Annotated in this window: 20 protein-coding genes; 18 read left to right on the top strand and 2 right to left on the bottom strand. The window is 43.6% G+C overall.

What is annotated here, in order from left to right; genetic code table 11:
• Positions 1–30 precede the first annotated feature (30 nt).
• Complete coding sequence (locus HG263_RS14990) at positions 31–1,689, top strand: alkaline phosphatase (RefSeq protein ID WP_171626895.1); 1,659 nt, start codon at positions 31–33, stop codon at positions 1,687–1,689.
• Positions 1,690–1,764: 75 nt separating this feature from the next.
• Here HG263_RS14990 and HG263_RS14985 read toward each other — a convergent pair whose 3' ends face one another.
• A complete protein-coding gene (locus HG263_RS14985) occupies positions 1,765–4,812 on the bottom strand; it encodes a bifunctional diguanylate cyclase/phosphodiesterase (RefSeq protein ID WP_343043998.1) in 3,048 nt (1,015 codons plus the stop codon).
• 399 nt (positions 4,813–5,211) lie between these two features.
• Between HG263_RS14985 and mraZ the strand changes: the two genes are divergently transcribed.
• The 16 genes from mraZ to lpxC all read left to right on the top strand — a co-directional run bounded on the left by mraZ (position 5,212) and on the right by lpxC (position 22,896).
• The gene (gene mraZ / locus HG263_RS14980; RefSeq protein ID WP_171626894.1) at positions 5,212–5,670 is read left to right on the top strand and encodes a division/cell wall cluster transcriptional repressor MraZ; all 459 of its coding nucleotides are present in this window, start codon (positions 5,212–5,214) and stop codon (positions 5,668–5,670) included.
• A 24-nt stretch (positions 5,671–5,694) separates the two neighbouring features.
• Complete coding sequence (gene rsmH / locus HG263_RS14975; protein ID WP_171626893.1) at positions 5,695–6,630, top strand: 16S rRNA (cytosine(1402)-N(4))-methyltransferase RsmH; 936 nt, start codon at positions 5,695–5,697, stop codon at positions 6,628–6,630.
• Positions 6,630–6,953 carry a cell division protein FtsL gene (gene ftsL, locus HG263_RS14970; RefSeq protein ID WP_171626892.1) on the top strand — a complete coding sequence of 108 codons (324 nt, stop codon included), beginning with the start codon at positions 6,630–6,632 and terminating at the stop codon, positions 6,951–6,953. The genes rsmH and ftsL overlap by 1 nt, the downstream gene beginning before the upstream one ends.
• Positions 6,950–8,761, top strand: coding sequence for a peptidoglycan D,D-transpeptidase FtsI family protein (locus tag HG263_RS14965; protein WP_171626891.1), 1,812 nt, complete (start codon positions 6,950–6,952; stop codon positions 8,759–8,761). The genes ftsL and HG263_RS14965 overlap by 4 nt, the downstream gene beginning before the upstream one ends.
• On the top strand, positions 8,751–10,217 hold the full coding sequence (locus HG263_RS14960; protein ID WP_171626890.1) for a UDP-N-acetylmuramoyl-L-alanyl-D-glutamate--2,6-diaminopimelate ligase: 1,467 nt from the start codon (positions 8,751–8,753) through the stop codon (positions 10,215–10,217). The genes HG263_RS14965 and HG263_RS14960 overlap by 11 nt, the downstream gene beginning before the upstream one ends.
• Positions 10,214–11,605: a UDP-N-acetylmuramoyl-tripeptide--D-alanyl-D-alanine ligase gene (locus tag HG263_RS14955; RefSeq protein ID WP_171626889.1), complete on the top strand. Its 1,392-nt coding sequence runs from the start codon at positions 10,214–10,216 to the stop codon at positions 11,603–11,605. The genes HG263_RS14960 and HG263_RS14955 overlap by 4 nt, the downstream gene beginning before the upstream one ends.
• Entirely contained in the window at positions 11,599–12,681 is a 1,083-nt protein-coding gene (mraY, locus tag HG263_RS14950) for a phospho-N-acetylmuramoyl-pentapeptide-transferase (RefSeq protein ID WP_171626888.1), read from the top strand. The genes HG263_RS14955 and mraY overlap by 7 nt, the downstream gene beginning before the upstream one ends.
• Complete coding sequence (gene murD, locus HG263_RS14945; protein WP_171626887.1) at positions 12,681–14,009, top strand: UDP-N-acetylmuramoyl-L-alanine--D-glutamate ligase; 1,329 nt, start codon at positions 12,681–12,683, stop codon at positions 14,007–14,009. Before mraY ends, murD begins: the two co-directional genes overlap by 1 nt.
• On the top strand, positions 14,003–15,190 hold the full coding sequence (ftsW, locus tag HG263_RS14940) for a cell division protein FtsW (RefSeq protein ID WP_171626886.1): 1,188 nt from the start codon (positions 14,003–14,005) through the stop codon (positions 15,188–15,190). Before murD ends, ftsW begins: the two co-directional genes overlap by 7 nt.
• Complete coding sequence (gene murG / locus HG263_RS14935) at positions 15,187–16,257, top strand: undecaprenyldiphospho-muramoylpentapeptide beta-N-acetylglucosaminyltransferase (RefSeq protein WP_171626885.1); 1,071 nt, start codon at positions 15,187–15,189, stop codon at positions 16,255–16,257. Before ftsW ends, murG begins: the two co-directional genes overlap by 4 nt.
• Positions 16,258–16,308: 51 nt before the next feature.
• A complete protein-coding gene (gene murC / locus HG263_RS14930; protein WP_171626973.1) occupies positions 16,309–17,718 on the top strand; it encodes a UDP-N-acetylmuramate--L-alanine ligase in 1,410 nt (469 codons plus the stop codon).
• On the top strand, positions 17,715–18,623 hold the full coding sequence (locus tag HG263_RS14925) for a D-alanine--D-alanine ligase (RefSeq protein WP_171626884.1): 909 nt from the start codon (positions 17,715–17,717) through the stop codon (positions 18,621–18,623). Before murC ends, HG263_RS14925 begins: the two co-directional genes overlap by 4 nt.
• A gap of 1 nt (position 18,624) precedes the next feature.
• A complete protein-coding gene (locus tag HG263_RS14920) occupies positions 18,625–19,404 on the top strand; it encodes a cell division protein FtsQ/DivIB (protein ID WP_171626883.1) in 780 nt (259 codons plus the stop codon).
• Complete coding sequence (gene ftsA / locus HG263_RS14915) at positions 19,401–20,633, top strand: cell division protein FtsA (protein ID WP_171626882.1); 1,233 nt, start codon at positions 19,401–19,403, stop codon at positions 20,631–20,633. Before HG263_RS14920 ends, ftsA begins: the two co-directional genes overlap by 4 nt.
• A gap of 21 nt (positions 20,634–20,654) precedes the next feature.
• Positions 20,655–21,899, top strand: coding sequence for a cell division protein FtsZ (ftsZ, locus tag HG263_RS14910; protein WP_171626881.1), 1,245 nt, complete (start codon positions 20,655–20,657; stop codon positions 21,897–21,899).
• Between the two features lie 85 nt (positions 21,900–21,984).
• Entirely contained in the window at positions 21,985–22,896 is a 912-nt protein-coding gene (gene lpxC / locus HG263_RS14905) for a UDP-3-O-acyl-N-acetylglucosamine deacetylase (protein ID WP_171626880.1), read from the top strand.
• A 28-nt stretch (positions 22,897–22,924) separates the two neighbouring features.
• Here the strand turns inward: lpxC and HG263_RS14900 are convergent, their stop codons facing one another.
• Positions 22,925–23,458 (bottom strand): DUF721 domain-containing protein, encoded by a 534-nt coding sequence (locus tag HG263_RS14900; RefSeq protein WP_246239978.1) that lies wholly within the window; start codon positions 23,456–23,458, stop codon positions 22,925–22,927.
• A 365-nt stretch (positions 23,459–23,823) separates the two neighbouring features.
• On the opposite strand from HG263_RS14900, the gene secA reads away from it, so the two are divergent.
• Positions 23,824–26,532, top strand: a complete 2,709-nt coding sequence (gene secA, locus HG263_RS14895) for a preprotein translocase subunit SecA (RefSeq protein WP_171626879.1) — start codon at positions 23,824–23,826, stop codon at positions 26,530–26,532.
• Positions 26,533–26,563 lie beyond the last annotated feature (31 nt).

The raw sequence follows: 26,563 nt of genomic DNA, 5'->3' as shown, positions 1-26,563 counted from the left end.
ACTGAGTGCTCACGTTACAGGAAATTAACCATGAATAAAAAGTTGCTGGCAGTCGCTGTATCGGCTGTGTTACTAACCGCATGTAATGACAACGATACTAAAACAGTTGAGGTCATTAAAGAAGTTGAAGTGATTAAAGAAGTGCCTGCGAAGTCAGTGACTTCTGTTAAAAACGTGATCTTAATGATCGGTGACGGTATGGGCCCTCAACAAGTTGGCCTACTTGAAGAGTACGCAATGCGTGCACCTAATTCAACGTACAATGGTCGTGGCAATCAAACAGCACTGTCTAAGTTAGCTAACAGTGGACACTTAGGATTATCATTGAATGCCCCCCACGGCGCGAATGGTAGTTTGGTAACGGACTCAGCATGTTCAGCAACTCAACTTGCAACTGGTATTGCTGCAGGTTCAGAAATGATCGGTTTGGATAACCAAGGCAATATCGTAGAAACCATTTTAGAAAAAGCAAAAAAAGCGGGTAAAGCCACCGGATTAGTATCTGATACTCGTATCACACACGCAACGCCAGCAGCTTTTGCAGCTCACCAACCACACCGTTCTTATGAGCCGGAAATTGCTGAGCAGTTAATTGAAAGCGGCATGGTTGATGTATTGTTATCAGGTGGTGCACGTGTCTTTATGCCATCCGATATCAAAACCGATGAAGCTGATAGAAAAATCATGGCAGAGCTCGGTGCGCCGCAAAGTGTTTATAAGAAATCAAAGCGTAGCGACGACCGAAATCTGGTAGTTGAAGCAAAAGAGCAGCACGGTTACTCACTTGCGTTTGATAAAGCGCAATTGGCAAGCAATGAATCTAACAAAATACTTGGCTTGTTCGCCAACTCTGGCATGGCAGATGGCATAGCGTATAAAGCGTGTAAAGCGGATAACAGCTGTACCCAGCCTTCATTAAAAGAAATGACAGTTAAAGCACTCGATATTTTGTCTAAAGATGAAGACGGTTTCTTTTTGATGATTGAGGGGGGTCAAATTGACTGGGCAGGCCATGCGAACGATGCTGGTTGGATGCTTAATGAGTTATTGAAGTTTGATGAAGCTGTTGAAGCCGTTCATGAGTGGGCTAAAGAGCGCACTGATACACTTGTGGTTGTTACTGCAGACCATGAAACAGGTAGCTTTGGTTTTAGTTATTCAAGCCACAATAAGCCTGAAGCGGTTACATTGCCTGGCGATGGTATGAGAGGCAAAGATTACAAGCCTAAGTTTAACTTTGGTGGCTTGGCACTACTTGATACGCTTTATGCTCAAGAAGGTACTTTCTTTGATGTGCTTGGTGAAGTAAACGGCAACTACGATTACTCAAGTGCAACAGATGCGCAGTGGAAAGCAGCAATTGAGAAATATACGCCTTACGTTATTTCGTATGACGAAGCGCAAAAAGTGAATGCGGCGGAAGGTGTAAACGGCGATGGTTATCCACTGCCAAAGTTTGAAGATTTCTCTGACTTCTATGTATATGAAACAGAAGACTTCACTGGCAAAATTGCGCGTGTACTTGCCAAACAGCAAAACGTAGTATGGGGAACGGGTACTCACACAGCGGCACCTGTTCCAGTCTATGCGTTTGGACCTGAAGGAGTTACAAAACAGTTTTCAACGATGCAGCACCATGTTGATATCTCAAATAAAATGATGAGAGCGCTTGGTCTAATCGAAGAGTAATTGTGCAGACCAATATATTAGAAAGCACAACCCTGAGACTTTGAAGCAAAGCCACCATTAGGTGGCTTTTTATATTTAATTATCGGTAAGTAATGTGAGTAAAGCCTCTTGTGGCATGGGTTTGGCGTAATAGTAACCTTGTCCAAAATCACATCCAGCTTGCAGTAATAATTCATGTTGTTCGTATGTTTCAATACCCTCAGCAATCACTTGTAAGCCAAGTTGATGAGCCATCATTATCATCGCTTCACACAATGCCAAGTCGTCTTGGTTGTCGGCAATCCCATCAACAAAGCGTTTGTCTATTTTGATGTAGTCGGTGTCCATTTGCTTTAAGTAGGCTAAAGATGAGTAACCTGTACCAAAGTCATCCAATGCAAGCGCAAACCCTTGGGCTGTCAGCGTAGTTAAACGCTTTTGGGTACGAGGTTGAGCATTCATCATCAAACCTTCAGTAATTTCAATAACGATGTCTTGCGCGTTTAAATTTAGGGTTTGTAGTTGTTTGTGCCATTTACTTAGATAACAGTGTTTTGAAGTAAACTGCACTGGAGATACATTAATGCTTAACTGCATATGTTTACCTGAATCTTTAACTTTACGTAGCGTATCGCAGGCACTGGTAAATATAAATTCTCCCATTTTGTGTATTAGTTGCGTTTCCTCTGCAAGTGGGATGAACTCATCGGGACGGATGAGGCCTTTTTCAGGATGCTGCCAGCGAATGAGTGCCTCCGCTTTTTCAATCTTTTGTGTTTTTAGCGAAATAATCGGCTGGTAATATAAGCAAAACTGGTGTTCTTGTTGGGCAATGCGTAGATCTTTGAGTAAACGCATACGGCTCTCTGCTTGCTCACGCATGTCACTACTGAAAAAGGCGTAGCCACTGCGTCCTTGCTGTTTTGCTTGATACATGGCTTGATCGGCAGCTTTAAGTAAGTGTTCACTACTTGTTCCATCATCTGGAGTTCTAGCTATGCCGATACTCGCACTCATGTGAAAAGACTCATTCCCAATGTTGATTTTGGGTTGTAATTGAGCCAGCACTTTGTCGGCAAGTTCAGCCAGAGCGCTGTCATCTCCAAAATAATGGGTCACCAAAACAAATTCATCGCCACCAATACGCGAAACCAAACTACAAATTGGACTAAGTTGATTTAATCTATTGGCAACTTCGGTGAGTAATTGGTCGCCGTAAAAGTGGCCGAGCGTATCGTTAATATCTTTAAAATGATCGAGATCTAGCAGTAATATGGCTAATTGCTGAGAGCCTTGTGTCAAGCGGCTTTTTAGATGACGCTTTAATTGAGTTCGATTAGCCAGCTGTGTAAGTTGATCATAATGTGCTTGGCGCCAAATTAATTCATCTTGTTGTTTTTTCTCTGTAATATCTGTGAAAATAGCAACGCGTCGATAGGGGGCGCCATTCGAGTCATACACGCTATTGATGGTAAGCCATTCTGTAAACAACTCACCATTCTTACGACGGTTAATGATTTCGCCTTGCCATTTTCCTTGTTCTTCTAGCTGCTGCCACATGTGGTTATAAAACACTTCTTCATGTTGGCCGGATGCCAAAATGGCAGTGGTTTTACCGATCACTTCTGAGCGCTTATAACCAGTTACATGGCTGAATGCTGGGTTTGTATCGAGAATGTAACCATTGGCATCTGTGATCACCATGCCTTCGCTGCTATTGTTGTAGACTAATGCAGCTAGGTTTATTGCCTCTTCCTGCTTTTTACGTTGGCTAATATCGCGGATCATTAAAATTGCTTGTGGATGATCAGTTATCGGGCTGAGCCGACATTCATAGACATGGCGTTTATTGTTTTCTTCGAGCGAAAATTCCAATTGGCAATGAGAGTCCTCATTTAGATTGGCCAACTGCTTTAGCAAACGTTGATAGATATGCTCTGGAAAAATGTGCGGCAATTTTGGTGCTCTTTTAGCAAACTGACCATGTCGCATTAAGATATTGCCCTGTTTGTCTAACCTTAGATAACTATCAGGTAATGATGCGAGCAACGCGCTTAACTCAGCGTGCTTATGTGATAATGCCGATTCAACGTTAAGACGAATATTAGCCATTTGCTCAAAACGTAATGCGATGGCATTAAACTCAGGAGTTTGAGATTTTTGCGACCAACGTACAGGTTGTCCTTGCGACAAATCTTCTATTGCATTGAGTAAGTTTTTTAATGGCTTCAGAATGACGCGTTGTAAACTCCAGCGCGCTTGCCAAATAAGCAGTGCAATGGCTAACACGAATAAAGCGAGCGTCATAGCAACTTCTTTATTGGCTTGTACGATTGCCTGTTCGAACGGTAATGAGACATGAACCTTGAGCACGTTAAGCGTATTATTCGATTTGAGTGGCAGTGTAAAATAAATTCGTCGCTGGCCTTTGTTGTCTTCTAAAATGTGTGCTTGGTTGGCGCTAATTTCTGGCCAGTGTTTACTGTGAGGGCTTCCCAATATTTTCTTGTTAAAGGGTGATAAAGCAATAATATTGTCATTAATATCACTGAGCATTACTTGACTGCCCTGTGGTAGGGGAAGTTTTGCTAAGGTTTGGCTCCACTTATCAAGCGGTTTTACTGCCACAAGTACCGATCTAATTGTACCGTCTGTAGCAAAAATGGGCGTTGCAAAATTGACGGTTGCACGGTGAACTGAGCGATCTTGTTGAAACTGACCGATGGCAAATTGCTTAGTTGATAAGGCAGTTTGAAAATACTCGCGATCTTGAATATTGATAGCGCGATTGCCTGTCGTAAGCGAACATATTACTTCTCCGTTTGGCGCGACAATACCCATGTTAGCCATATCCGCAAAAAGCAGTTGTGCGTGTGAAAGCAAAATCGGACATGGGCCATTTTTGAACTCACGGATACTCGGGTTTTCTGCAAGTGTCTTGAGTAGCGCTTTGGTATCGCTAATCTCAGTGCTTTGTACCGCAACAATATGCTTGGCAAGTAACAATGCATGGTGCTCACTTTGCTCCAATATTTCTGAGCGCTCATCCAATAGTTGTGTAAATATAACCAGCAGGCCTGGGATGCAAATAAGAAACAACAATCGGTAGAAACGTTGTGGTATTGATAAATTAGAAATAATCACACCTGAATGCGCCAATAGAACGACCTCGTATAGTACTAAACAACGACTATTTACGCCAAGTAATTGAGAGTTTTTTAGTATTTATTTACACAGATATTGAACCCTTATTGCATGTTGTTACAGCGCCTTAACTGAGAATTATTTATTTTCCTTGCTGATAATTTACTGTAATTTTTCCGTAAGGAAGTTGTGTTTTTAGGCCTGTTCCACTTTTTTCCACCTAATTCATGTACTTTGGCTAAACCCGCATTTTTTCTGGGCTCAAAAGCAATACCAATCCTTATATTTGCTTGACAGAAAGGCCTGTCAAGCCCTAGACTGTACTATTGTGGTAAAAAGTGGTTTTTAGTGGATCAAATTGGATCTTGAGCGCTAAGCGGGGTTGAGGTTGGTTTTTTAATGTTCAAAGGTGCAAGCTCACTGAGCTTAGATGACAAAGGGCGTTTTGCGGTACCGACAAAGTACCGGCAGCAGCTCATGTCTGAAGATCACGGTGAAATGATCTGTACTATTGCTATTAATGAACCATGCCTATGGCTGTATCCTATGAGCGAATGGTATGAAATAGAAGCTCGCTTGCAAAAACTATCCAATATGAACCCCAGAGCTAGACGTTTACAGCGTATGTTGTTGGGTCACGCTACTGAATATCAACTTGATAAAAATGGCCGTATCTTATTGGCACCTTCTCTTCGTACCCATGCAGGGTTGAATAAGAAGATCATGCTGGTAGGGCTATTAAATAAGTTTGAGATCTGGGATGAAGATCGTTGGCATCAACAGATGCAACTTGATACTGAGCTTGAGCGAGGTGGCGAGTTTGAAGCTTCTCCAGAACTTGATAATTTCTCGCTGTAACAGAAAGTAAGGCAAAGTTTGAGCATGACGGCGCAATTTCAACATGTGTCAGTGTTGATGGCAGAAACGTTAGACGCACTCGCTATCAACCCGCAAGGCATATACATAGATGGCACATTTGGTCGAGGTGGTCATTCGGGACAAATTTTGTCACGTTTAGACTCTCAAGGACGTTTACAGGCAATCGATCAGGATCCGCAAGCGATAGAAGCAGCAAAGAGATATGCTGAAGACGATCGCTTTTCGATAGCGCACACACGTTTTTCAAATATTAAAGAAGTTGCTCAACAAGCAGGCTTGCTTGGTAAAGTGGATGGTATTTTATTAGATATTGGGGTGTCTTCACCACAATTAGACGATGCTCAGCGTGGCTTTAGTTTTATGCATGATGGCCCGCTTGATATGCGAATGGACCCAACGACTGGACGTAGTGCAGCACAATGGCTGGCTGAGGCTGATCTTGAAGATATTACCTTTGTGATAAAAAAATACGGTGAAGAAAAATTCGGCCGTCGTATTGCTCACAAAGTAATTGAAACGCGTGCACATACGCCAATTACCACAACGAAACAGCTTGCTGATTTGGTTGACGAAGCTGTACCTGTAAAGGATAAACACAAACACCCCGCAACGCGCACATTTCAGGCTATTCGCATTTACATCAACAGTGAGTTGGAAGAAATTCAAACTGCATTACAGGCGTCTTTAGAGGTATTAAAGCCCGGTGGACGCTTAGTCGTGATCTCATTTCATTCGTTAGAAGATCGCATTGTTAAGCAGTTTATTAAGAAGCAGAGTAAGGGAGAAGCGATGCCCAGAGGTCTGCCTTTAACGGATGCACAACTTAAACAAAACTTGACGTTAAAGGCTGTGGGCAAAGCTATTAAGCCAAGCGCAGAAGAAATAGCTGCTAATCCAAGAGCAAGAAGCTCAGTACTTAGGGTGGCGCAAAAACTGTAATGAGCAAAAATATCGATAGACAGCCAAAACTATTTGTAGAAATTATGCAGGGCTTGTTTGCTAACAAGTTTACTGCGTTTTTGCTGTTGTTGATTTTTATCACCGCATTGGCGGTAGTGCAAGTGACTCATTTAACGCGCCAACAGCTAATCGCTCAAGATGAGTTATTACAGCAGCGAGATGAACTTGATTTAGAGTGGCGTTACTTGTTGGTGGAAGAGGAGTTTTATTCACAGCATGCCCGTATCGAAGAGATAGCAAAAACTCAGCTCAACATGAAACGCCCAACCTCTAAAGATGAGCAGGTGGTGGTGTTACAATGAACAAGTCCAAAGTAGTCACAAGTCTTATCACTTGGCGTTTTGCACTGGTATGTGTGCTGCTAGTGATGGTGTTTTTAACCTTAGTTGCTCGCGCTGCTTACTTGCAGGTGATCGAGCCTGATAGAGCACGGGAAGAAAACGCCAAACGTACTGTTCGAGTTGAGAAACTAAAAGTGCAGCGCGGCATGATCTTTGACCGAAACGGCAAAGAACTCGCCGTAAGCGTTCCTGTGGTCAGTGTTTATGCTGATCCCAAAGCACTTGATAAATCCATAGCCAAAAAAGTACTCAAAGCGGCCCGTAAAAAAGGCGAAGATTACCAAGCACTTGCTGAAAATGAGAGCGAAATGACGCGCCGCAAGCAAGCTTGGTATGATAACGAGCTACGTTGGCGAGAGTTGGCAGATGTACTGCAAATAAAAAATGAAGAAGTGGATAGCCGTTTACGTCATGACCCGAGCCGACGCTTTGTCTATTTAAAGCGCCAAGTAACACCGGCTGTTGCCAATTATATTCGCCAACTAAGGTTGCCTGGTATTCATTTACTTGATGAGTCGAAACGTTTTTATCCCAGCGGTGAAGTCACAGCGCATATCCTCGGCTTTACTGACATTGATGGCAAGGGAATTGAAGGCATAGAGCGATTATTTGAAACTGCGCTCACTGGCGCTGAGGGAAAACGCACTGTTCGCAAAGATGCCAGAGGTCGAGAAATTCAGGTGCTTTCTGAAGAGCAGCGAGTTGAGCCTGAAAATATTGAGTTGAGTATTGACTTACGTATTCAAGCGATTGCATACAGAGCGCTGAAAAGTGCCGTACTAAGTTATAAAGCAACCTCAGGTTCAGCAATGGTGGTTGATGTTAAGACCGGTGAAGTGTTAGCTATGGTTAATAGCCCAAGCTTTAATCCTAATGATATGAGTGATGCGGCGCCTTATAAACGTCGTAATCGAGCAATAACCGATTTATTTGAACCTGGTTCAACACTGAAGCCTTTAGCCGTATTAGCTGGCCTCAATTATGGTGCGATAGAAGCCGACTCGATTATTGATACCTACCCTGGCTGGATGCGTTTGGGAGGCAGTTTGGTTCAAGATACCGTAAACCATGGCGATATGACGTTGCGCGAAATTTTAAAGATCTCCAGTAATATGGGGGTTGCTAAAATCAGTCAAATGCTGCCTAAGGACTACATGGTTGGCTTGTATCAAAAAGTTGGTTTCGGGGAAGACACCGGCACCATGATGGTTGGTGAAAGCAGCGGATTGTTCTATCCAAATCGTCGCTGGTCAGACTTTGAAATTGCTACATTGGCATACGGTTATGCAGTGTCAGCGAGTACAGCACAAATAGCACGTCTTTATTCTGTATTTGGTTCGGGTGGTGTGCTACGACCACTCACTATTTTAAAACAAAAAACGCCGCCACCGGGAGAGCGTATTTTCAAACAAGAAGATGTTCATGCTGTTGTAGAAATGATGGAGTCGGTATTTGAAAAAGGCGGTACGGCTGCAAATGTCAAGGTTGATGGTTATCGTGCGGCTGGCAAAACGGGTACTTCTGAGAAAGCGATAGCAGGGGGATATGGTGATGAATACGTTGGCTATTTCGCTGGAGTCGCGCCTGTTAGTGACCCTCGCTTAGCGGTTGTGGTTATGGTTAATGAACCAGGTGGCGATGTGTATTATGGAGGTCACACCTCGGGACCTGCTTTTGCTGAGATCATGTCAAATGCACTACGTATTCTTAACGTAGCACCAGATAAAGATCGCGTTGCGTATATTTCGGAGTCTAGCAATGAATCGTGATATCAGTGCTGTTCTTGAAAAGTTGGGAGTCTACTGCGACTCGCTAGCAGTGGCTAATTTACGTGTAGATAGCCGACACATAAAAGCCGGAGATGTATTTATTGCAATTCGTGGGCACCAACAAAATGGCGAAGACTATGCGTTATCTGCACTCGAAAAAGGGGCCGCATGTGTTCTGATTGATGCGCAAAGTGCTCAGTGCTCGACTCATCCACGCTTTATTTCGGTTCCTCAGCTAAGTGAAAACGCAGCAAAGATAGCCGCTCTTTTTTACCAACATCCAAGTGAGAAAATAGCGACCATTGGTGTTACTGGCACCAATGGCAAATCGACCACCACCACTATGATTGCGAATTTAGCGCAGCACTGTGGCACGCCCTCTGCTGTGATTGGTACATTAGGTTATGGTCATCCCAACCAATTAACAGAACTTGCAAACACAACGCCATCAAATGTTGATTTGCAACGTATTCTTGCAGAACTAAGTGAACAAAGTAGCTTAGTGGCAATGGAAGTGTCTTCTCATGGTTTAGTGCAAGGGCGCTTAGACGAAACTCACTTTGATGCAGCGGTGTTTACCAACCTGTCGAGGGATCACCTAGATTATCACGGAGATATGGCGCAATACGCACTTGCAAAGCTGACGTTGTTCCAAAAATATAAGCCTCAGTACAGCGTACTCAACATTGATGATGAGTGCGCACTGCAATGGCTAAATACACATCATTTCGACAACCTCATTGTGTATGGTAAAAAACCACTACAGAGTACTTTTGAAAACTATGTATGGTTTGATGAGGTCGTGTGTGATCAACACGGTATGAAAGTTACGATTGATAGTAGCTGGGGACAAGGACAATTAAATACGCCACTGTTTGGTTTGTTCAATGTTTATAACTTAGCTGCAGCGTTGGCAACATTACTCACCCAAGGATATGCATTTACAACATTGCTTAAAGCTGCTGAACACCTTAAGCCCGTAGCTGGGCGTATGCAGGCGTTCAGCGCACCAAATAAACCCACTTGTGTTGTAGATTATGCCCATACTCCAGATGCGTTAGAACTGGCTCTGCAAGCGTTGCAGCAACATGTGCCTGGCAATGTTGTCTGTGTATTTGGTTGTGGTGGTGACAGAGATAAAGGCAAGCGAGCGTTAATGGCACAAGCTGCTGAGCGCAACGCAGATCTGCTCGTGATCACCAGTGATAATCCTCGTAGCGAAGATCCACAAAATATTATTGATGATGTTAAGGCTGGACTCAGCAACCCTGAGTATGCTGTGTGCAAAATTGATAGAGCGCAAGCGATCCGCTATGCCATTGAGCATGCGCCTAAAAATGCAGTGGTGCTCATTGCAGGTAAAGGCCATGAGGACTATCAAATTATAGGAGATAAGCGTCTGGATTTTTGTGATAGGCGCTTTGTTGAAACAGTTTTGCAGGAGGTAAGTGCATGATCAAAGCAGATTTAGCTTGGCTTGCAGCGGTACTTGATACTCCTTTAAATGGGGAAAATTTGGCAATCGCCAATGTAAATACTGACACCCGAACAATAACAAATAACGAGGTGTTTTTAGCGCTACGAGGGCCAAATTTTGATGGGCATCAGTTTGTTGCTCAAGCAAAAGAAAAGGGCGCCATAGCGGCCATTGTAGATACACCTGTCGCATGTGATATTACACAACTTGTTGTGAAAGACACGCGTCTAGCACTTGGCAAAATTGGTAAAGCCGTGATTGATAAAGTGGCACCCAAAACCATTGCTATCACGGGGAGTGTAGGTAAAACCACCGTTAAAGAAATGTGTGCCGCCATTTTGGCTCGAAAGGGCAAAGTGCTTGCCACAAAAGGCAATTTTAACAATGACATCGGTGTGCCATTAACCCTATTGCGGTTACAAGAAGATGACGAATTTGCCGTCATTGAGCTGGGCGCAAATCATATTGGCGAGATAGCCTACACCACGGCATTAACAAGTCCTGATGTTGCTGTTGTATGCAACGTCGCACCTGCTCATATTGAGGGGTTTGGCTCAATTGAAGGGGTTGGACAAGCCAAAGGTGAGATTTTCTCTGGGTTAAAAAAGGGTGGCATGGCAGTTTTAAACTGCGATTGTGAATTTGTAGGGATGTGGCAAAGCACGCTTGGTGATGTACGCACTAAGTGCTTTTCTAGCAATCAAAAACTAGATGTGTGGGCTGAAGACATCAGGTTAAGTGACACCGCACATGCAAGCTTTATGTTGTGTACCCGTGATGAAAAAGTACCAGTACGACTGGCGCTGCCAGGTGAACATAATGTCACTAATGCCATTATCGCTGCGGCGCTTACCAGCGAGCTTGGGGCAACGCTCAGTGATATTGCTTCTGGCTTGGAAGGTATGGCGGCAGTTAAAGGCCGAGTTAATTTAATTGCAGCAAATGCGAAATTAAATGTCATTGATGATACATACAATGCCAATGTACGTTCAGTAAAAGCTGGCATTGATCTGCTGATGAACATGCCTGGTTATCGCATTTTGGCCTTAGGTGATATGGGAGAGCTTGGCGAACAAGCTAGAGAATACCACCAAGATGTGGGTGAATACGCACAGCAAAGAGGGGTTGATGCATTGTTTTCTCTTGGCGTACTAAGTCGCTATAGCAGTGATGTATTCGCAAAGCCCGAGCGACACTTTTCCACCCGAGAACATTTGCTAAAAGCACTACAAAATGAACTGAAGGCACAAGATGGAGTATGCACTGTGCTTGTTAAGGGCTCTCGCAGCTCACGTATGGAATTATTAGTTGAAGATTTAGTGAGCAGTAGCCATACATCTGGCACTGATGAGGCCTCAAAATGTTAGTTTGGTTAGCGGAATATTTAACGCAATATCACAGTGGTTTTAATGTTTTCTCTTATCTAACTTTAAGAGCAATTTTGGGGATCCTAACGGCACTGTTTATTTCTTTATACTTTGGGCCCAAGTTGATACGCGCATTGCAGAAAATGCAAATTGGACAAACAGTGCGTGATGATGGACCTCAGTCACATTTATCTAAGTCTGGTACCCCGACCATGGGGGGGTTACTTATCTTAGCCTCTATTTTTACCAGCACTTTGATGTGGGGAGACTTAGATAACAAATACGTCTGGGTAACGCTTTTTGTGGTTGGTAGCCTTGGAATTGTGGGGTTTATCGATGATTATCGCAAAGTGATCCGCAAAGACAGTAAAGGGTTAATTGCACGATGGAAATATTTTTGGCAGTCCGTTATTGCTATATCAGTTGCCAGCTTCATGTACTTTACCTCCAACTCTGCAGCAGAAACGACTTTGGTTGTCCCATTTTTAAAAGAGGTTATGCCGCAGTTAGGGTTGTTCTATTTGGTGATGTGCTACTTCGTTATTGTCGGCACGTCTAATGCGGTAAATCTAACTGATGGCTTGGATGGCTTAGCCATTGTGCCTACTATTTTAGTGGCATCTGCACTGGCTATCATTGCTTACTTAACAGGTAATGTGAACTTCTCAAGCTACCTGCATATTCCGCATATTCCGTTGGCGAGCGAACTGGTGGTTGTGTGTACTGCCATTGTTGGTGCCGGACTTGGATTTTTATGGTTTAACACTTATCCAGCGCAAGTCTTTATGGGTGATGTAGGATCGCTTGCTTTGGGTGGGGCGCTTGGGATCATCGCAATTTTAGTGCGCCAAGAATTAGTATTGGTGATTATGGGAGGCGTTTTTGTTATGGAAGCTCTTTCAGTGATCTTACAAGTGGGATCTTATAAGTTGCGTGGTCAACGTATTTTCCGTATGGCGCCAATTCATCACCATTATGAATTAAAGGGTTGGCCTGAACCTAGAGTGATAGTGCGATTTTGGATCATCTCTATTGTTTTAGTACTCGCTGGCTTGGCAACATTGAAGATTAGGTAATGCAGTATTTAAACGAGTTAAAAAACAAAAAGATAACTGTGCTCGGGCTGGGTGTTACTGGTCTGGGCATTGTGCGCTTTTTGTTATCTCATAACATAGTGCCACGAATTGTTGATAGCCGCCCGGTACCACCAGGTGCCCAATGGTTAGCCGACAACGAGCCTCAATGTGAAGCAGTATTTGGCCCTCTTGCAGAGGCAAGCTTATCCAGTGCTGATATGATCATTATTAGCCCCGGGTTAGCGTTATATGAAGTAACCGTTGCCCAAGCGATTGCAGATGGTGTTGAAGTCATCGGTGATATTGAACTATTCGCCAGATTAAATGACAAGCCTGTGATTGCAGTAACGGGGTCAAACGGTAAGTCAACGGTAGTGACTTTGGCTGCTGATGTGCTGCGCGAAGCAGGTATGAAAGTGGGGCTTGGCGGTAATATTGGGACTGCTGCATTAGACTTGCTTAGCAATGACTACGATGTATTTGTATTAGAACTTTCTAGTTTTCAATTAGAGACCACGCATAGCCTATATTGCACAAGTGCAATGATCTTAAACATTACAGAAGATCACATGGATCGTTACCCTGATTTTGCTGCGTACTGCGCGGCCAAACAGCGTATTTATAAACATACCGAACATTTAGTGTATAACGCCTCTGATGCAAATACTTTTTGTAGTGACCAGCAAGGTGTGAGTGTTGGTTTGAGTAATGCAGACTATCAATTAATGATGCATCAGGGGGAGCTTTTCTTTAGCGCACACGAACAGCCATTATTACCTGTATCCATTATGGCCCTTGAAGGTAAGCATAATCAGTTTAATGCTTTGGCGGTTATGGCCTTGCTGGCTCCCATTTCGCTGCCTATTAAGGCGTTTGAAAGGGCGTTTGCTCAGTTTAAAGGTTTACCACATCGTTGCCAGTTGGTCGCTGATTATCATGGTATTAAATACTTCAATGACTCTAAAGCGACAAATGTAGGTGCCACTGTTGCCGCTCTAGAAAGTCTATCGGCAGGCCATGGTAAGATAATTTTGATTGTTGGTGGAGATGCAAAAGATGCCGATCTAACGCCACTTGCAGAACCTATGGCTAAGTATTGCAAGGCAATTTACGGTTTCGGTAAAGATGGCTCGTTATTTTTATCTTTGCATCGCAATAGCCATCTTGTATCCACCTTAGAGGATGCGGTTAAACAAGCTCAAGCTATTGCAAGTAATGGTGATTGTATTTTGTTAGCACCAGCATGTGCCAGCATCGATATGTATCCAAATTATATGGCAAGAGGCGAAGAGTTTTGCCGATTAGTGGATGAGATCACGCAATGCTAGCTTTGTCACAGCTAAGGCTGAACTTTAACGTTAGACAATCAAATGCGCTGTATGATGTGCCTTTGCTTTACGCCATGCTGTGCTTACTCGGTGTTGGATTTGTGATGGTAACAAGTGCTTCTATGCCAGTAGCTGAAAGGTTGTTTAATAACCCATACCACATCACCATTCGCCATGCGGCATTTTTATGTATGGGGTTTGTGCTGTTTTGGATTACTACCAGTGCACCTATGTCTTGGTGGAAACGCTGCAATCCTTATCTCTTGTTGTTCGGGTTGGGCCTTTTAGTTTTAGTACTGGTGATTGGACGAGAAGTGAATGGATCTAAGCGCTGGATCCCTGTTGGGCCTGTAGGAATCCAAGCAGCTGAGCTTGCGAAATTGTTTTTCTTTAGTTATATCGCGGGTTATTTGGTGCGTAAACGTGAGGAAGTACAAGAGAATTTAAAAGGGTTTGCCAAGCCTATTGCGGTATTTGCTGTGTATGCTTTTTTAATCTTGATGCAACCTGACTTGGGTACTGTTGTGGTGATGTTTGTTACCACTGTTGGGTTATTATTTTTGGCTGGCGCAAAGTTATGGCAATTTTTTGCATTGATCCTCACGGGTATTTTACTGGTGGTGCTGCTGATTATTTTTGAACCTTATCGAATGGCTCGTGTTGTTGGCTTTTTGGAGCCTTGGGACGACCCATTTGGTAAAGGATACCAGCTTGTTCAGTCTCTGATGGCTTATGGCCAAGGGGGCTGGTTTGGCCAAGGTTTAGGTAATAGCGTGCAAAAGTTGCAGTATTTACCTGAAGCACACAATGATTTTATTTTTGCGGTAGTCGCTGAAGAACTCGGGTTTGTTGGCGTGGTGAGCATCATTATGTTGTTAGGCACTTTGGTCTTTAGAGCTTTGCTAATAGGGCAGCGAGCGCTGAAATGTGGCAAAGAATATGAAGGCTATTTTGCTTTTGCAATTGGTATTTGGTTTGCCTTTCAGACCGTAGTCAACATTGGTGCAAGTGCAGGTATTTTGCCTACCAAAGGATTAACATTGCCATTTGTCTCGTATGGTGGTTCCAGTTTACTCGTCATGATAGTGGCAGCAGGTGTACTACAGCGCGTGGACTTTGAAACCAAAATGGCAACTAAACAGGCTACGTCTCGAAGTGGTTCCCGAGGAGGTCGCAGATGATGAAGCGTTTAATGGTGGTTGCTGGTGGTACTGGCGGACACATCTTCCCTGGCATCGCGGTTGCGAACGAGCTTCAAGCACAAGGCTGGCAAGTGTCTTGGGTTGGCACCGCAGATAGAATGGAAGCTCAGGTAGTGCCAAAAAATGGTTTCGAGATTGATTTTATCGATGTCCAAGGTGTACGTGGTAATGGTATTAAACGCCTAGTTAAAGCACCTTTGATGGTTTTAAAAGCCATTATTGCGGCCCGAACGCTTATAATACGCCACCGCCCAGATGTGGTATTAGCCATGGGGGGGTATGTCACAGGTCCAGTGGGAATAGCTGCAAAGTTAACCGGTACTCCTTTGGTGATCCATGAGCAAAATGCCGTAGCTGGCTTGAGTAACAAACTGTTGGCTAAAATAGCCAACAAAGTGCTGGCCGCATTTCCCGGTGCGTTTGTCAATCACAAAACGCAAGTAGTGGGAAATCCAATAAGACATTCGGTAGCCCGCTTGATGCCAAAAAGAGCGGTACAACAGGTAAATTGTTTGGTTGTCGGTGGTTCACTGGGTGCCAAAGTACTCAATGATACGCTGCCTAAAGCATTTGCCTTGTTAAGTAAAGATACATCTTTACCGCTGGCGATACGTCATCAAAGCGGTAAGGGTCACAAAGCACAGTTACAAGCGGGTTATGCCGCTGTCGGTCTTGAGGCGTCAGTTGTTGAATTTATTGATGATATGGATGCTGCTTACGATTGGGCTGATATTGTAATTTGTCGTGCTGGCGCATTGACTGTAAGTGAAATTGCAGCCGCGGGTAAAATGGCGGTATTTGTGCCATATCCGCATGCGGTTGATGACCATCAAACGGCAAATGCTGGGTATTTGGTGAATGAAAAAGCAGCATTGCTGTTGCCACAAGATAAATTTAACGAGCAGGCGATGTACGAACTGCTACTCCCTTATCTAAAGGAGCCAGAGCAGATCATGCAATTGGCAACGCGAGCTAAGCAATATGCGAAGTTAGACGCTACGGCGAACGTCGCAAAAGTATGTGAGCAAATTAGCTCACCAATTTGAATATTAGATATAAAAGAGTAACGCGTGAAAGAGACCACTAATCGTCGAGCTATGAGAAGAATTAACACCATACACTTTATTGGTATTGGTGGCGCTGGTATGGGCGGCATAGCGGAGGTTTTAGCATATGAAGGCTATCGGATCACAGGGTCGGATATTGCTAATAATGCGATGACAGAGCGGTTATTAAAAGCCGGTGCGGAAGTATTTATTGGGCACCATGAAAACAATATTAAAGATGCTAACGTGGTGGTTGTATCTAGCGCTATAGATGAACAAAACCCTGAGATAAAAGCAGCTAAGGCTGCGCGTATTCCGATTGTTAGACGTGCCGAAATGTTGGCCGAGTTGATGCGTTTTCGCCATGGCATCGCGATTGCGGGCACACATGGTAAAACCACCACTACAAGTTTGATAGCCAGTATTTTTGCTCAAGCTCAGCAAGACCCGACCTTTGTTATTGGTGGCTTGTTGAACAGTGCTGGCACCAATGCCAGATTGGGAACTGGAGATATACTGATTGCTGAAGCCGATGAGAGTGATGCTTCGTTCTTACATTTACAGCCAATGGTATCGGTTATTACGAATATTGAAGCAGACCACATGGATACCTATGAGGGTGATTTCGAAAAAATGAAGGATACCTATGTAGACTTTATTCACAATCTCCCCTTTTATGGTTTAGCTGTGGTATGCATTGATTCGCAAGTGGCAGCCGACCTTATTCCTCGTTTTGCGCGCCCGACTATTACTTATGGTGAATCACAGCATGCAGACTATCGAATGCAAGATTTTAAGCAAACGGTAAACAGCAGTGAGTTTACCGTAGTAACTAAAAAGGGTGAATCAATAGTCGTTAAGCTCAATATGCCAGGTAAGCACAATGCACTCAATGCGACAGCTGCCATAGCAGTAGCTAAGGATCATAACATCGATAATACAGCTATTTTAGCTGCATTGGAGCAATTTGAAGGCATTGGTAGACGTTTTCAACATTATGGTGAATTTGAAAATGAGCGTGGCAAAGTCATGTTGGTCGATGATTACGGCCACCACCCTTCTGAAGTAGCGGTAACGATTCAAGCAGCACGCGCTGGGTGGCCAGATAAGCGTTTGGTGATGATTTATCAACCCCATCGTTACACGCGTACTCGGGATCTGTATGAAGATTTCGTAAAAGTACTATCTGAAGTAGATCAACTTATTTTGTTGGATGTATACAGTGCTGGAGAGGCTCCGATTGTTGGCGCTGATAGTAAAAGCCTATGCCGTAGTTTAAGGCAGCGCGGTATTGAGCCGATTCATGTTGGTGACCACAGTGAGCTGTCAATGGTACTTGCTGAAGCAATGCAAGATAACGATCTTGTTATTACTCAAGGGGCAGGCAACATAGGTCAAATCGTAAAACAATTGGCTGCCAGCAAAATGTCGCTAGCAGCATTACAACAAGGTGACGCATGAATCAGTTTGGTAAAGTAGCAGTATTGTTAGGCGGTAGTTCTGCTGAACGTGAAGTTTCGCTTAAATCGGGTGAAGCTGTCTTAAATGCGTTGCTAAGCGCAGGTGTTGATGCGATTGCATTTGATCCCGCTCAGAGAAACCTTTGGGAATTGAAAAGTTTAGAAGTTGAACGTGTGTTTATCGCGTTACATGGTCGTGGTGGTGAGGATGGCACAATCCAAGGTGCGCTTGAGTATATGGGTATACCTTATACAGGCAGTGGGGTGTTGGGCAGCGCATTGGCAATGGACAAAGTGCGCTGTAAACACCTTTTTCAATCTGCAAAACTGAGCACCGCACCTTATGCCGTGGTGGATGCCAGCATCGGTTTTAATGCGCAAGCTATTATTAGCGAATTTGGGAAAGTGATGGTGAAACCTTCTCATGAAGGTTCAAGTATTGGTATGGCTCAGGCATGTACAGCGCAAGAATTAACCGAAGCGTTAAATAATGCATTCAAATTCGATGAACACGTTTTAGTTGAACAATGGATCACCGGTCGAGAATTTACAGTAGCAATGCTTGCAGACGAAGCGTTACCAGTCATTGAAATGAAAACACCTCGAGGGTTTTACGACTACGAGGCAAAGTATCAAGTAAATAGTACGCAGTATTTTTGCCCTGCCGATATTTCACAGGCGTATACGTCGCAACTACAAATAATGGCTAAGCATGCTTTTGATTTAGTCGGGGCTAAAGGTTGGGGTCGTGTGGATGCGATGCAAGATGAAAATGGACAGTTTTATTTGCTTGAAGTGAACACGGTCCCAGGAATGACAGAGAAGTCGTTAGTTCCCATGGCTGCTAAAGCGCAAGGGATAAGTTTTGAACAATTAGTTGTTCGCATTTTGGAGCAAACCCTTTAAGATGCGTGCACTTTTCGAAAAAGCCCAAAAACTAAACCAACGCCTTAATTGGTCGTTGATTTTAGGTGCGAGCTTTTTCGTGTTTGTGATGGTGAGCGTAGTAAGAGGAACTTATTGGGTTAGCGATTGGTTGGTTGAGCATAAAGATGCTCAAATCAAGCAGTTAACTGTACTTGGCAAGCCATATTATACAAAAGAAGCGGATATTATAGCGGCCATAAAAGAAGTGGACCTCAGTAGCTACTTTGAGTTGGATGTTAAGTTGGTTCATAGCAAAGTGCAGGCATTGCCATGGGTGGCGCATGTGTCAGTACGTAAGCAATGGCCTGATCAGCTACAAGTATATGTGGTGGAACATAGACCTGTTGCAGTTTGGAATAGTGACTTATTGCTGAACCAGCACGGGGATGTTTTTCAAGCCAAAAGCGACTTACTTAGTACAGAGCTGCCGCAACTGTATGGCCCAGAGGGCAGTGAGCAAGAAGCATGGCGAACATTTTTACAATTTAAAGACATGCTCAAAGTTAATGACTTTAAGCTTGTGAGTTTAGCGCTCTCTGAGCGTTTTGCTTGGCAATTATGGCTAGATAGTGGCATTCGCTTAAATTTAGGCCGAGAAAAAATAGCCAAACGAGTACAAAGGTTTATTGATGTCTATCCAAAAATGCAAGCGCCAGATGGTGCAGCCATTGATGTGATAGACCTACGTTATGATACGGGACTGGCAATTAGCTGGAAATATCCGCAAATACAAGAACAACAAAGTAAGAGTGAAGCATGACCAAGTCAGCAGAAAGAAACCTGGTAATAGGGTTGGATGTAGGGACTTCAAAAGTGGTTGCAACCGTAGGAGAAATTACTGCGGACAATCAACTTAGTATTGTGGGCGTGGGTAACCAAGTGTCCCATGGTATGGATAAAGGTGGAGTCAATGACCTTAATCTGGTCTCTGAGTCCATTCGTCGTGCGATCGATGAAGCTGAGCTGATGGCTGATTGCCGAATTAGCTCGGTTTACTTGGGTATTTCAGGCAAGCATATTCAGTGTCAGAATGAAAGCGGTGTCGTGGCAATTAACAATGCCGAAGTGAGTGATGATGATATTGCAAATGTGATCCACATTGCGCGCTCAGTGCCCATTTCTGCAGAGCGTAAAATGCTTCATTCGTTGCCGCAAGAATACAGCATAGATATGCAAGAGGGGATTAAAAACCCTTTAGGTATGAGCGGTGTTCGTATGGAAGCAAAAGCACATATCATTACATGCTCAAATGATATGGCTAAAAACTTAGAAAAATGTGTTGAACGATGTGGTCTACAAGTTGACCAATTAACGTTTAGCGCGTTGGCGTCTTGTTATTCAGTGCTCACAGATGATGAGAAAGAGCTTGGGGTTGCGGTTGTTGATATTGGTGGTGGTACCATGGACATAGCAATTTATCTAAATGGTGCATTGCGTCATTCTGCGGTGATCCCTGTTGCGGGTAATCAAGTGACGGGAGATATTGCAAAAATATTCCGTACCCCAATTTCTCATGCTGAATCATTAAAAGTGCAATATGCCTGTGCAAGTAGTCAAATGGCCAGTAGCGAAGATACCATTGAAGTGCCAAGCGTAGGTGGACGCCCTGCTCGTTTGATGTCAAGACACACCTTGTCCGAGGTGGTTGAGCCACGTTTTAGAGAATTATTAGAGCTGGCGCTGGAAGAAATTCGCCGCTCGGGGTTTGAAGATCAAATAGCTGCTGGCCTGGTGATTACAGGTGGCAGCGGCAAAATGGCCGGCGCTTTAGAGGTAGCCGAAGATATTTGTCAAATGCCAGTGAGAATAGGTAAGCCTATTGGAATTACTGGTTTAACAGATTATGTTGACGATCCTGCATATGCAACTGCTGTAGGTTTGTTACAATATGGCCGAACGCTGCAATCGATGAATGCACAAAAGTCGAAAGCAGAGTCGGAAGGAAGCTGGTGGAGCCGCATTACAAAATGGTTCCAAGGCGAGTTTTAAGCTCAAGTCGGAGAGTGAAAGATGTTTGATATTATGGAACAGCACAGCGAAGAAGCTGTAATTAAAGTCATTGGTGTTGGTGGCGGTGGTGGTAATGCCGTTGAACACATGGTGAAACAAGAAATTGAAGGTGTGCGTTTTATTGCAGCTAATACCGATGCGCAGGCACTTCGTAAGTCTTCAGCAGATGTGACAGTGCAATTAGGCACGCAGATAACTTCTGGCTTAGGTGCTGGAGCTAACCCTGAAGTGGGTCGTAAGTCTGCAGAAGAAGACATTGAGTCCATTAAAACTGCTCTAGAAGGTGCAGATATGGTATTTATTGCCGCTGGTATGGGTGGCGGTACAGGTACTGGTGCTGCACCTGTTGTTGCGCGTGTCGCTAAAGAGCTTGGAATTTTAACGGTTGCAGTGGTTACCCGTCCATTTGATTTGGAAGGGAAAAAACGTATGGCTGCCGCTGATCAAGGGATTGGGGAATTGTCAGAAATTGTAGATTCACTTATTACAATTCCCAACAACAAATTACTTAAAGTCTTGGGTAAAGGCACTACACTCCTAGATGCGTTTGCAAAAGCAAATGATGTTTTATTTGGCGCTGTACAAGGTATTGCAGAGTTAATTACTCGCTCAGGTTTGATCAACGTTGACTTTGCTGACGTAAGAACAGTGATGTCTGCGATGGGCACCGCCATGATGGGAACCGCTTCTGCATCGGGCCCTGATAGAGCACAAGAAGCAGCCGAAGCCGCTATCTCTAGTCCATTGTTAGAAGATGTAGATTTAACAGGTGCTAAGGGGATCTTGGTTAACATCACAGCAGGTATGGATATTACAATTGAAGAATTTGAGATTGTTGGTAACCATGTTAAAGCACTCGCCTCAGAAAACGCGACTGTTGTTGTGGGTGCTGTTATTGACCCTGAAATGAGCGATGAACTACGTGTAACTGTTGTAGCAACAGGTTTAGGTGGTGAGCGTCGTCCGCAGTTTGGTATTGTGGATAATGGTTTTAAGAAAGTGGTTGGTTCTGACGCTGGTACTGCAAGCCAAGAGAATACGCAATCGGCGGGTATGTTTGTGCCAAGTTTTACACAGCCGCAAACAGAAGTAAGCCAAGAAACTGTTTCAAATACAAGTAGCTCTGCACCAAGCAACTCGCAAAGTACAAGTTCTGAAACAGCTAAAAAGAGCAGTAAAGAAGCAGAGAAAGACAAAGATAATTACTTTGATATTCCGGCATTTTTGCGCAAGCAATCAGATTAACATCTGGTTATAGATTAAACAATTGGCAGCAGGTCGTATCTGTGATACAATCCGCCGTCTATGTGTAATAAAAGTGGGCGAAGCTATGATTAGACAACGTACAATTGCCGAAGTTGTAAAAGCAACGGGTGTAGGGCTTCATAAGGGCGAAAAGGTCACGATCACTCTCCGACCTGCGAGCGAAAACACCGGAGTGGTGTTTCGTCGTGTGGATCTTGATCCAGTCGTCGATTTTGAAACTACGCCAGAAGCTGTTGGTGATACGCAATTGTGTACTTGTTTAACTAACAAAGATGGTATTCGTCTTTCGACCACTGAGCACTTAATTGCCGCTGTAGCCGCGATGGGTATTGATAACCTTATTGTAGAGCTTGATAGCGCAGAAGTGCCAATTATGGATGGGAGTGCATTACCATTCATTTATTTATTGCAAAAAGGCGGGATCAAAGAACAAAACGTTGCCAAGCGTTTTATCCGCATTAAAGAAAAAGTGCGCGTTGAAGACGGTGATAAGTGGGCAGAAATTACCCCTTATGATGGTTTTCATATTGATTTTGAAATTGCTTTTGATCACCCTGCAATTAATGATAGTCGCCAGCGCATTGCGTTGGATATTACAGCACAGAGCTTTACAGAGCAGATCAGCCGGGCTAGAACTTTCGGTTTTATGAAAGACATTGAATACATGCATGCCAATAACTTAGCATTAGGCGGTAGTATGGATAATGCCGTTGTATTGGACGATTATAAAGTATTGAACCCCAATGGTCTGCGTTATGATGATGAATTTGTTAAGCACAAAATCCTAGACTGCGTGGGTGATATGTTTATGGCAGGTCATAACATTCTTGGTAAGATCACTTGCTATAAATCGGGTCACGGCTTGAACAATGCCTTACTTCGTAAAATTATGGCTACCGAGTCAGCTTGGGAATGGGCAACATTCGACGAGCCAGTTGCAATGCCTGCGCCAGGACTTGAAATCGCAACGGCCTGAGATAAAAAGCAACGAAAAAAATGACGCATCAAGCGTCATTTTTTTTGGCTGATTTTTGTGCATGCGCTGCGAGCTTTAATAGTTTTGCTTGTAAGCTGGGTGGTGCGTTGCTGGCTAGCTCTTTCAACTGAGCTGCAGTATGTTCGCTCATGATACGACCGCTTGGTTCTTTACTTTGAGATTGCTTACCCGGATTATGACTCGAAGAGAGCCGTTGTTGCGCTTCAGGGTTGGTTGTGACCTTTACCTGAGAGCACTCGATCATACCTGACTGACGAAATTGCGAAAGTATATCCATTTTTAAATAATTTAGTCGGGTTGCCAGCGTTGCTGAGGCGGCCTCAATAATCAAAATACCGTCTCTGTAATTGGCGACGCGAGACTTTTTACTCAAAATAGGCCCTATTGCCCGTTCTAAACAGGCTTGCAGTTCAGCCATCTTTTTTGATTTGTCTGAGTAATTGAGCAGCTTATCTGACCACTTACCCATCAGTTCATTGAGCTGTTTTGGATCGTAGCGGTTCTTTGCCATGTAATGCTTAGCCTCGTAAATGTCGCTCATTGGAGTATAACGTTCTCTTAAACACAACAGAAGTTTTATTGCTGCTCTTGAATTATGCTTTTTCGTACCCATCTCCCTTATCACACTTAGAGACTATCTTCATAGGCCTTTTGGCTAAACCCAAAAATGAGATGTTGTAAAAATGAGCAGCTATGTTGCTCTAAATTGACACAAAAATGGGTTGATTTCACTTCAGTGGTTTGCACTGTCGCTGAGTCTGGTATGATAGGGCATAATTTTACATTATAGGCAGTACAACAAATGTAACTTCATTTGTTGCCAAAGCGAAGCAGTGCGACCTCACCTGCCAAAGAGTATATGGATGTGGCGTAGGTCAGCCATCACAAGAGTGAAACGGTTTTAACATGATAGCTAATTTATTTACCAAGATTTTTGGTAGTCGCAACGACCGCACTATTAAAAACATAAGAAAAACGGTCGCGTTAATCAATGCCCTTGAAGAGCAGTACAGTGCACTTTCAGACGAAGAATTAAAAGCAAAAACGGCTGAATTTAGGCAGCGCTTTGAGCAAGGTACTAGTCTAGATGACCTTCTACCTGAAGCATTTGCCACAGTGCGTGAGGCGTCTAAGCGCGTCTTTAATATGCGCCACTTTGATGTTCAGATGATTGGTGGGGTGGTTTTACACGAAGGCCGCATTTCTGAGATGCGTACGGGTGAAGGTAAAACATTGACTGCGACACTACCAGCCTACCTAAACGGTTTAACTGGTAAAGGTGTACATGTTATTACGGTGAATGACTATCTTGCTAAACGTGATGCAGAGACCAACCGCCCATTATTTGAATTTTTAGGGTTAACTGTTGGGTGCAACGTACCAGGTATGATGCCGCAGCAGAAAAAGGCAGCATACGCAGCAGATATCACGTACGGGACAAACAATGAATTTGGCTTCGATTATTTACGCGATAATATGGCGTTTAGCATTGAAGAACGCGTACAACGTCCTCTTTATTACGCAGTAGTGGATGAAGTTGACTCAATTTTGATTGATGAAGCGCGTACGCCATTGATTATTTCTGGCCCTGCAGAAGACAGCTCAGAGCTGTATACGAAAGTAAATACTTTAGTTCCTTTACTAGAGCTACAAGAAAAAGAAGATGAAGAAGGTGTTGAAGGTGATGGCGACTTCACGCTTGATGAAAAGTCTAAGCAGGTTCATCTAACAGAACGTGGTCAGCTTAAAGTTGAAGAACTATTGATTGAGCACGGCTTAATCGAGGAAGGTGACTCATTATACTCTGCGGGCAATATCACTTTATTAAGCCACGTTTATGCGGCGTTGCGTGCCCACAAGCTTTACCAAAAAGATGTAGATTACGTTGTAAAAGACAACGAAGTAATTATTGTTGATGAGCATACAGGGCGCACCATGGAAGGACGTCGTTGGTCTGAAGGTTTACACCAAGCTGTAGAAGCAAAAGAAGGTGTACGCATTCAAAATGAAAACCAAACGTTGGCATCTATTACCTTCCAAAACTATTTCCGTATCTATGAAAAGTTAGCGGGTATGACGGGTACTGCCGATACCGAAGCATTTGAGTTTCAATCAATCTATGGCTTAGATACTGTTGTTATCCCAACCAACAAGCCAATGATCCGTGATGATCGCGCAGACCTAGTTTATCTAACTCAAGAAGAAAAGTTTGAAGCGATTTTAGAAGATATTCGTGATTGTCAAAAACGCGGTCAGCCAGTACTTGTTGGTACTATTTCAATTGAAAGCTCAGAGTACCTTTCACACTTTTTAACGAAAGAGAAAATTGAGCATAACGTATTGAATGCAAAATTCCACGCTCAAGAAGCAGATATTGTTGCTGATGCAGGTTTGCCAGGTAAAGTAACGATTGCAACCAACATGGCTGGGCGTGGTACCGATATTGTACTAGGTGGTAATTGGCAAGCACAAGTGGCTAAGCTAGACAACCCAACTGACGAGCAGATTGCTGACATAAAAGCAAAATGGAAGCAGACCCATGACGAAGTTATTGCAGCTGGGGGATTGCACATTATTGGTACTGAGCGTCATGAATCACGCCGTATAGATAACCAGTTACGTGGTCGTTCAGGCCGTCAAGGTGATGCAGGTTCAAGCCGTTTCTATTTATCAATGGATGATGCGTTAATGCGTATTTTCGCAGGTGAGCGCATGACTAATATGATGCGTAAGCTCGGAATGCAACGCGGAGAGGCGATTGAGCATCCATGGGTTAACCGTGCTATAGAAAATGCACAACGTAAAGTTGAAGCACGTAACTTTGACATTCGTAAGCAGCTACTTGAATACGATGATGTTGCAAACGATCAGCGTCGTGTTGTGTACGAACAGCGTAACGAGCTACTTGAAGAAGGCGACATTTCTGAAACCATCACGGCGATCCGCAGTGATGTACTAAGCAATACGATAGATCAGTTTATTCCGCCGCAAAGCTTAGCAGAAATGTGGGATATCTCTGGACTGGAAGAGCGCATAAAAGCTGACTTCTTACTTGAATTACCCATTGCAAAATGGCTTGAAGAAGATCAAAAACTCTATGAAGAAAAACTTCGCGATCGCATTATCGAAGAAGTTGAATCAGCTTATAAGCAAAAAGAGCTTATGGTTGGTCCAGACGTGTTGCGTCAATTTGAAAAAGCAGTGATGTTACAGAGCTTAGATCAGCATTGGAAAGATCATTTAGCGGCTATGGACCACTTACGTCAGGGCATTCACTTGCGTGGTTATGCTCAGAAAAATCCAAAGCAGGAATACAAGCGTGAGTCTTTTGAGTTGTTTTCTGAAATGTTAGAGAACTTAAAAGTAGATGTTGTTGGTATTCTTAGTAAGGTACAAGTGCGTGCTGAAGAAGACGTTGAAAAGGTTGAACAGCAACATCGCCGCAGTGAACAAGCACCTAGAGAGTACCAGCATGCTGAAGCTGAACATGTTGGTGGTGAAGTGCCTGAAGGGGCTGCTGTTGCAGTAAAGGCTGAACAAAAAGTGGGGCGTAACGAGCCTTGTCCTTGCCAATCGGGTAAAAAGTATAAGCAGTGTTGTGGTAAGTTAAAATAAACAATGCGCAACAAATAAAATCAGAAAAGCG

Source organism: Pseudoalteromonas caenipelagi (genome assembly GCF_013140855.1).
Classification (GTDB): domain Bacteria; phylum Pseudomonadota; class Gammaproteobacteria; order Enterobacterales; family Alteromonadaceae; genus Pseudoalteromonas; species Pseudoalteromonas caenipelagi.
Note: the sequence above shows the minus strand (reverse complement) of the source record. Positions and strands in the feature narration are given on the sequence as shown.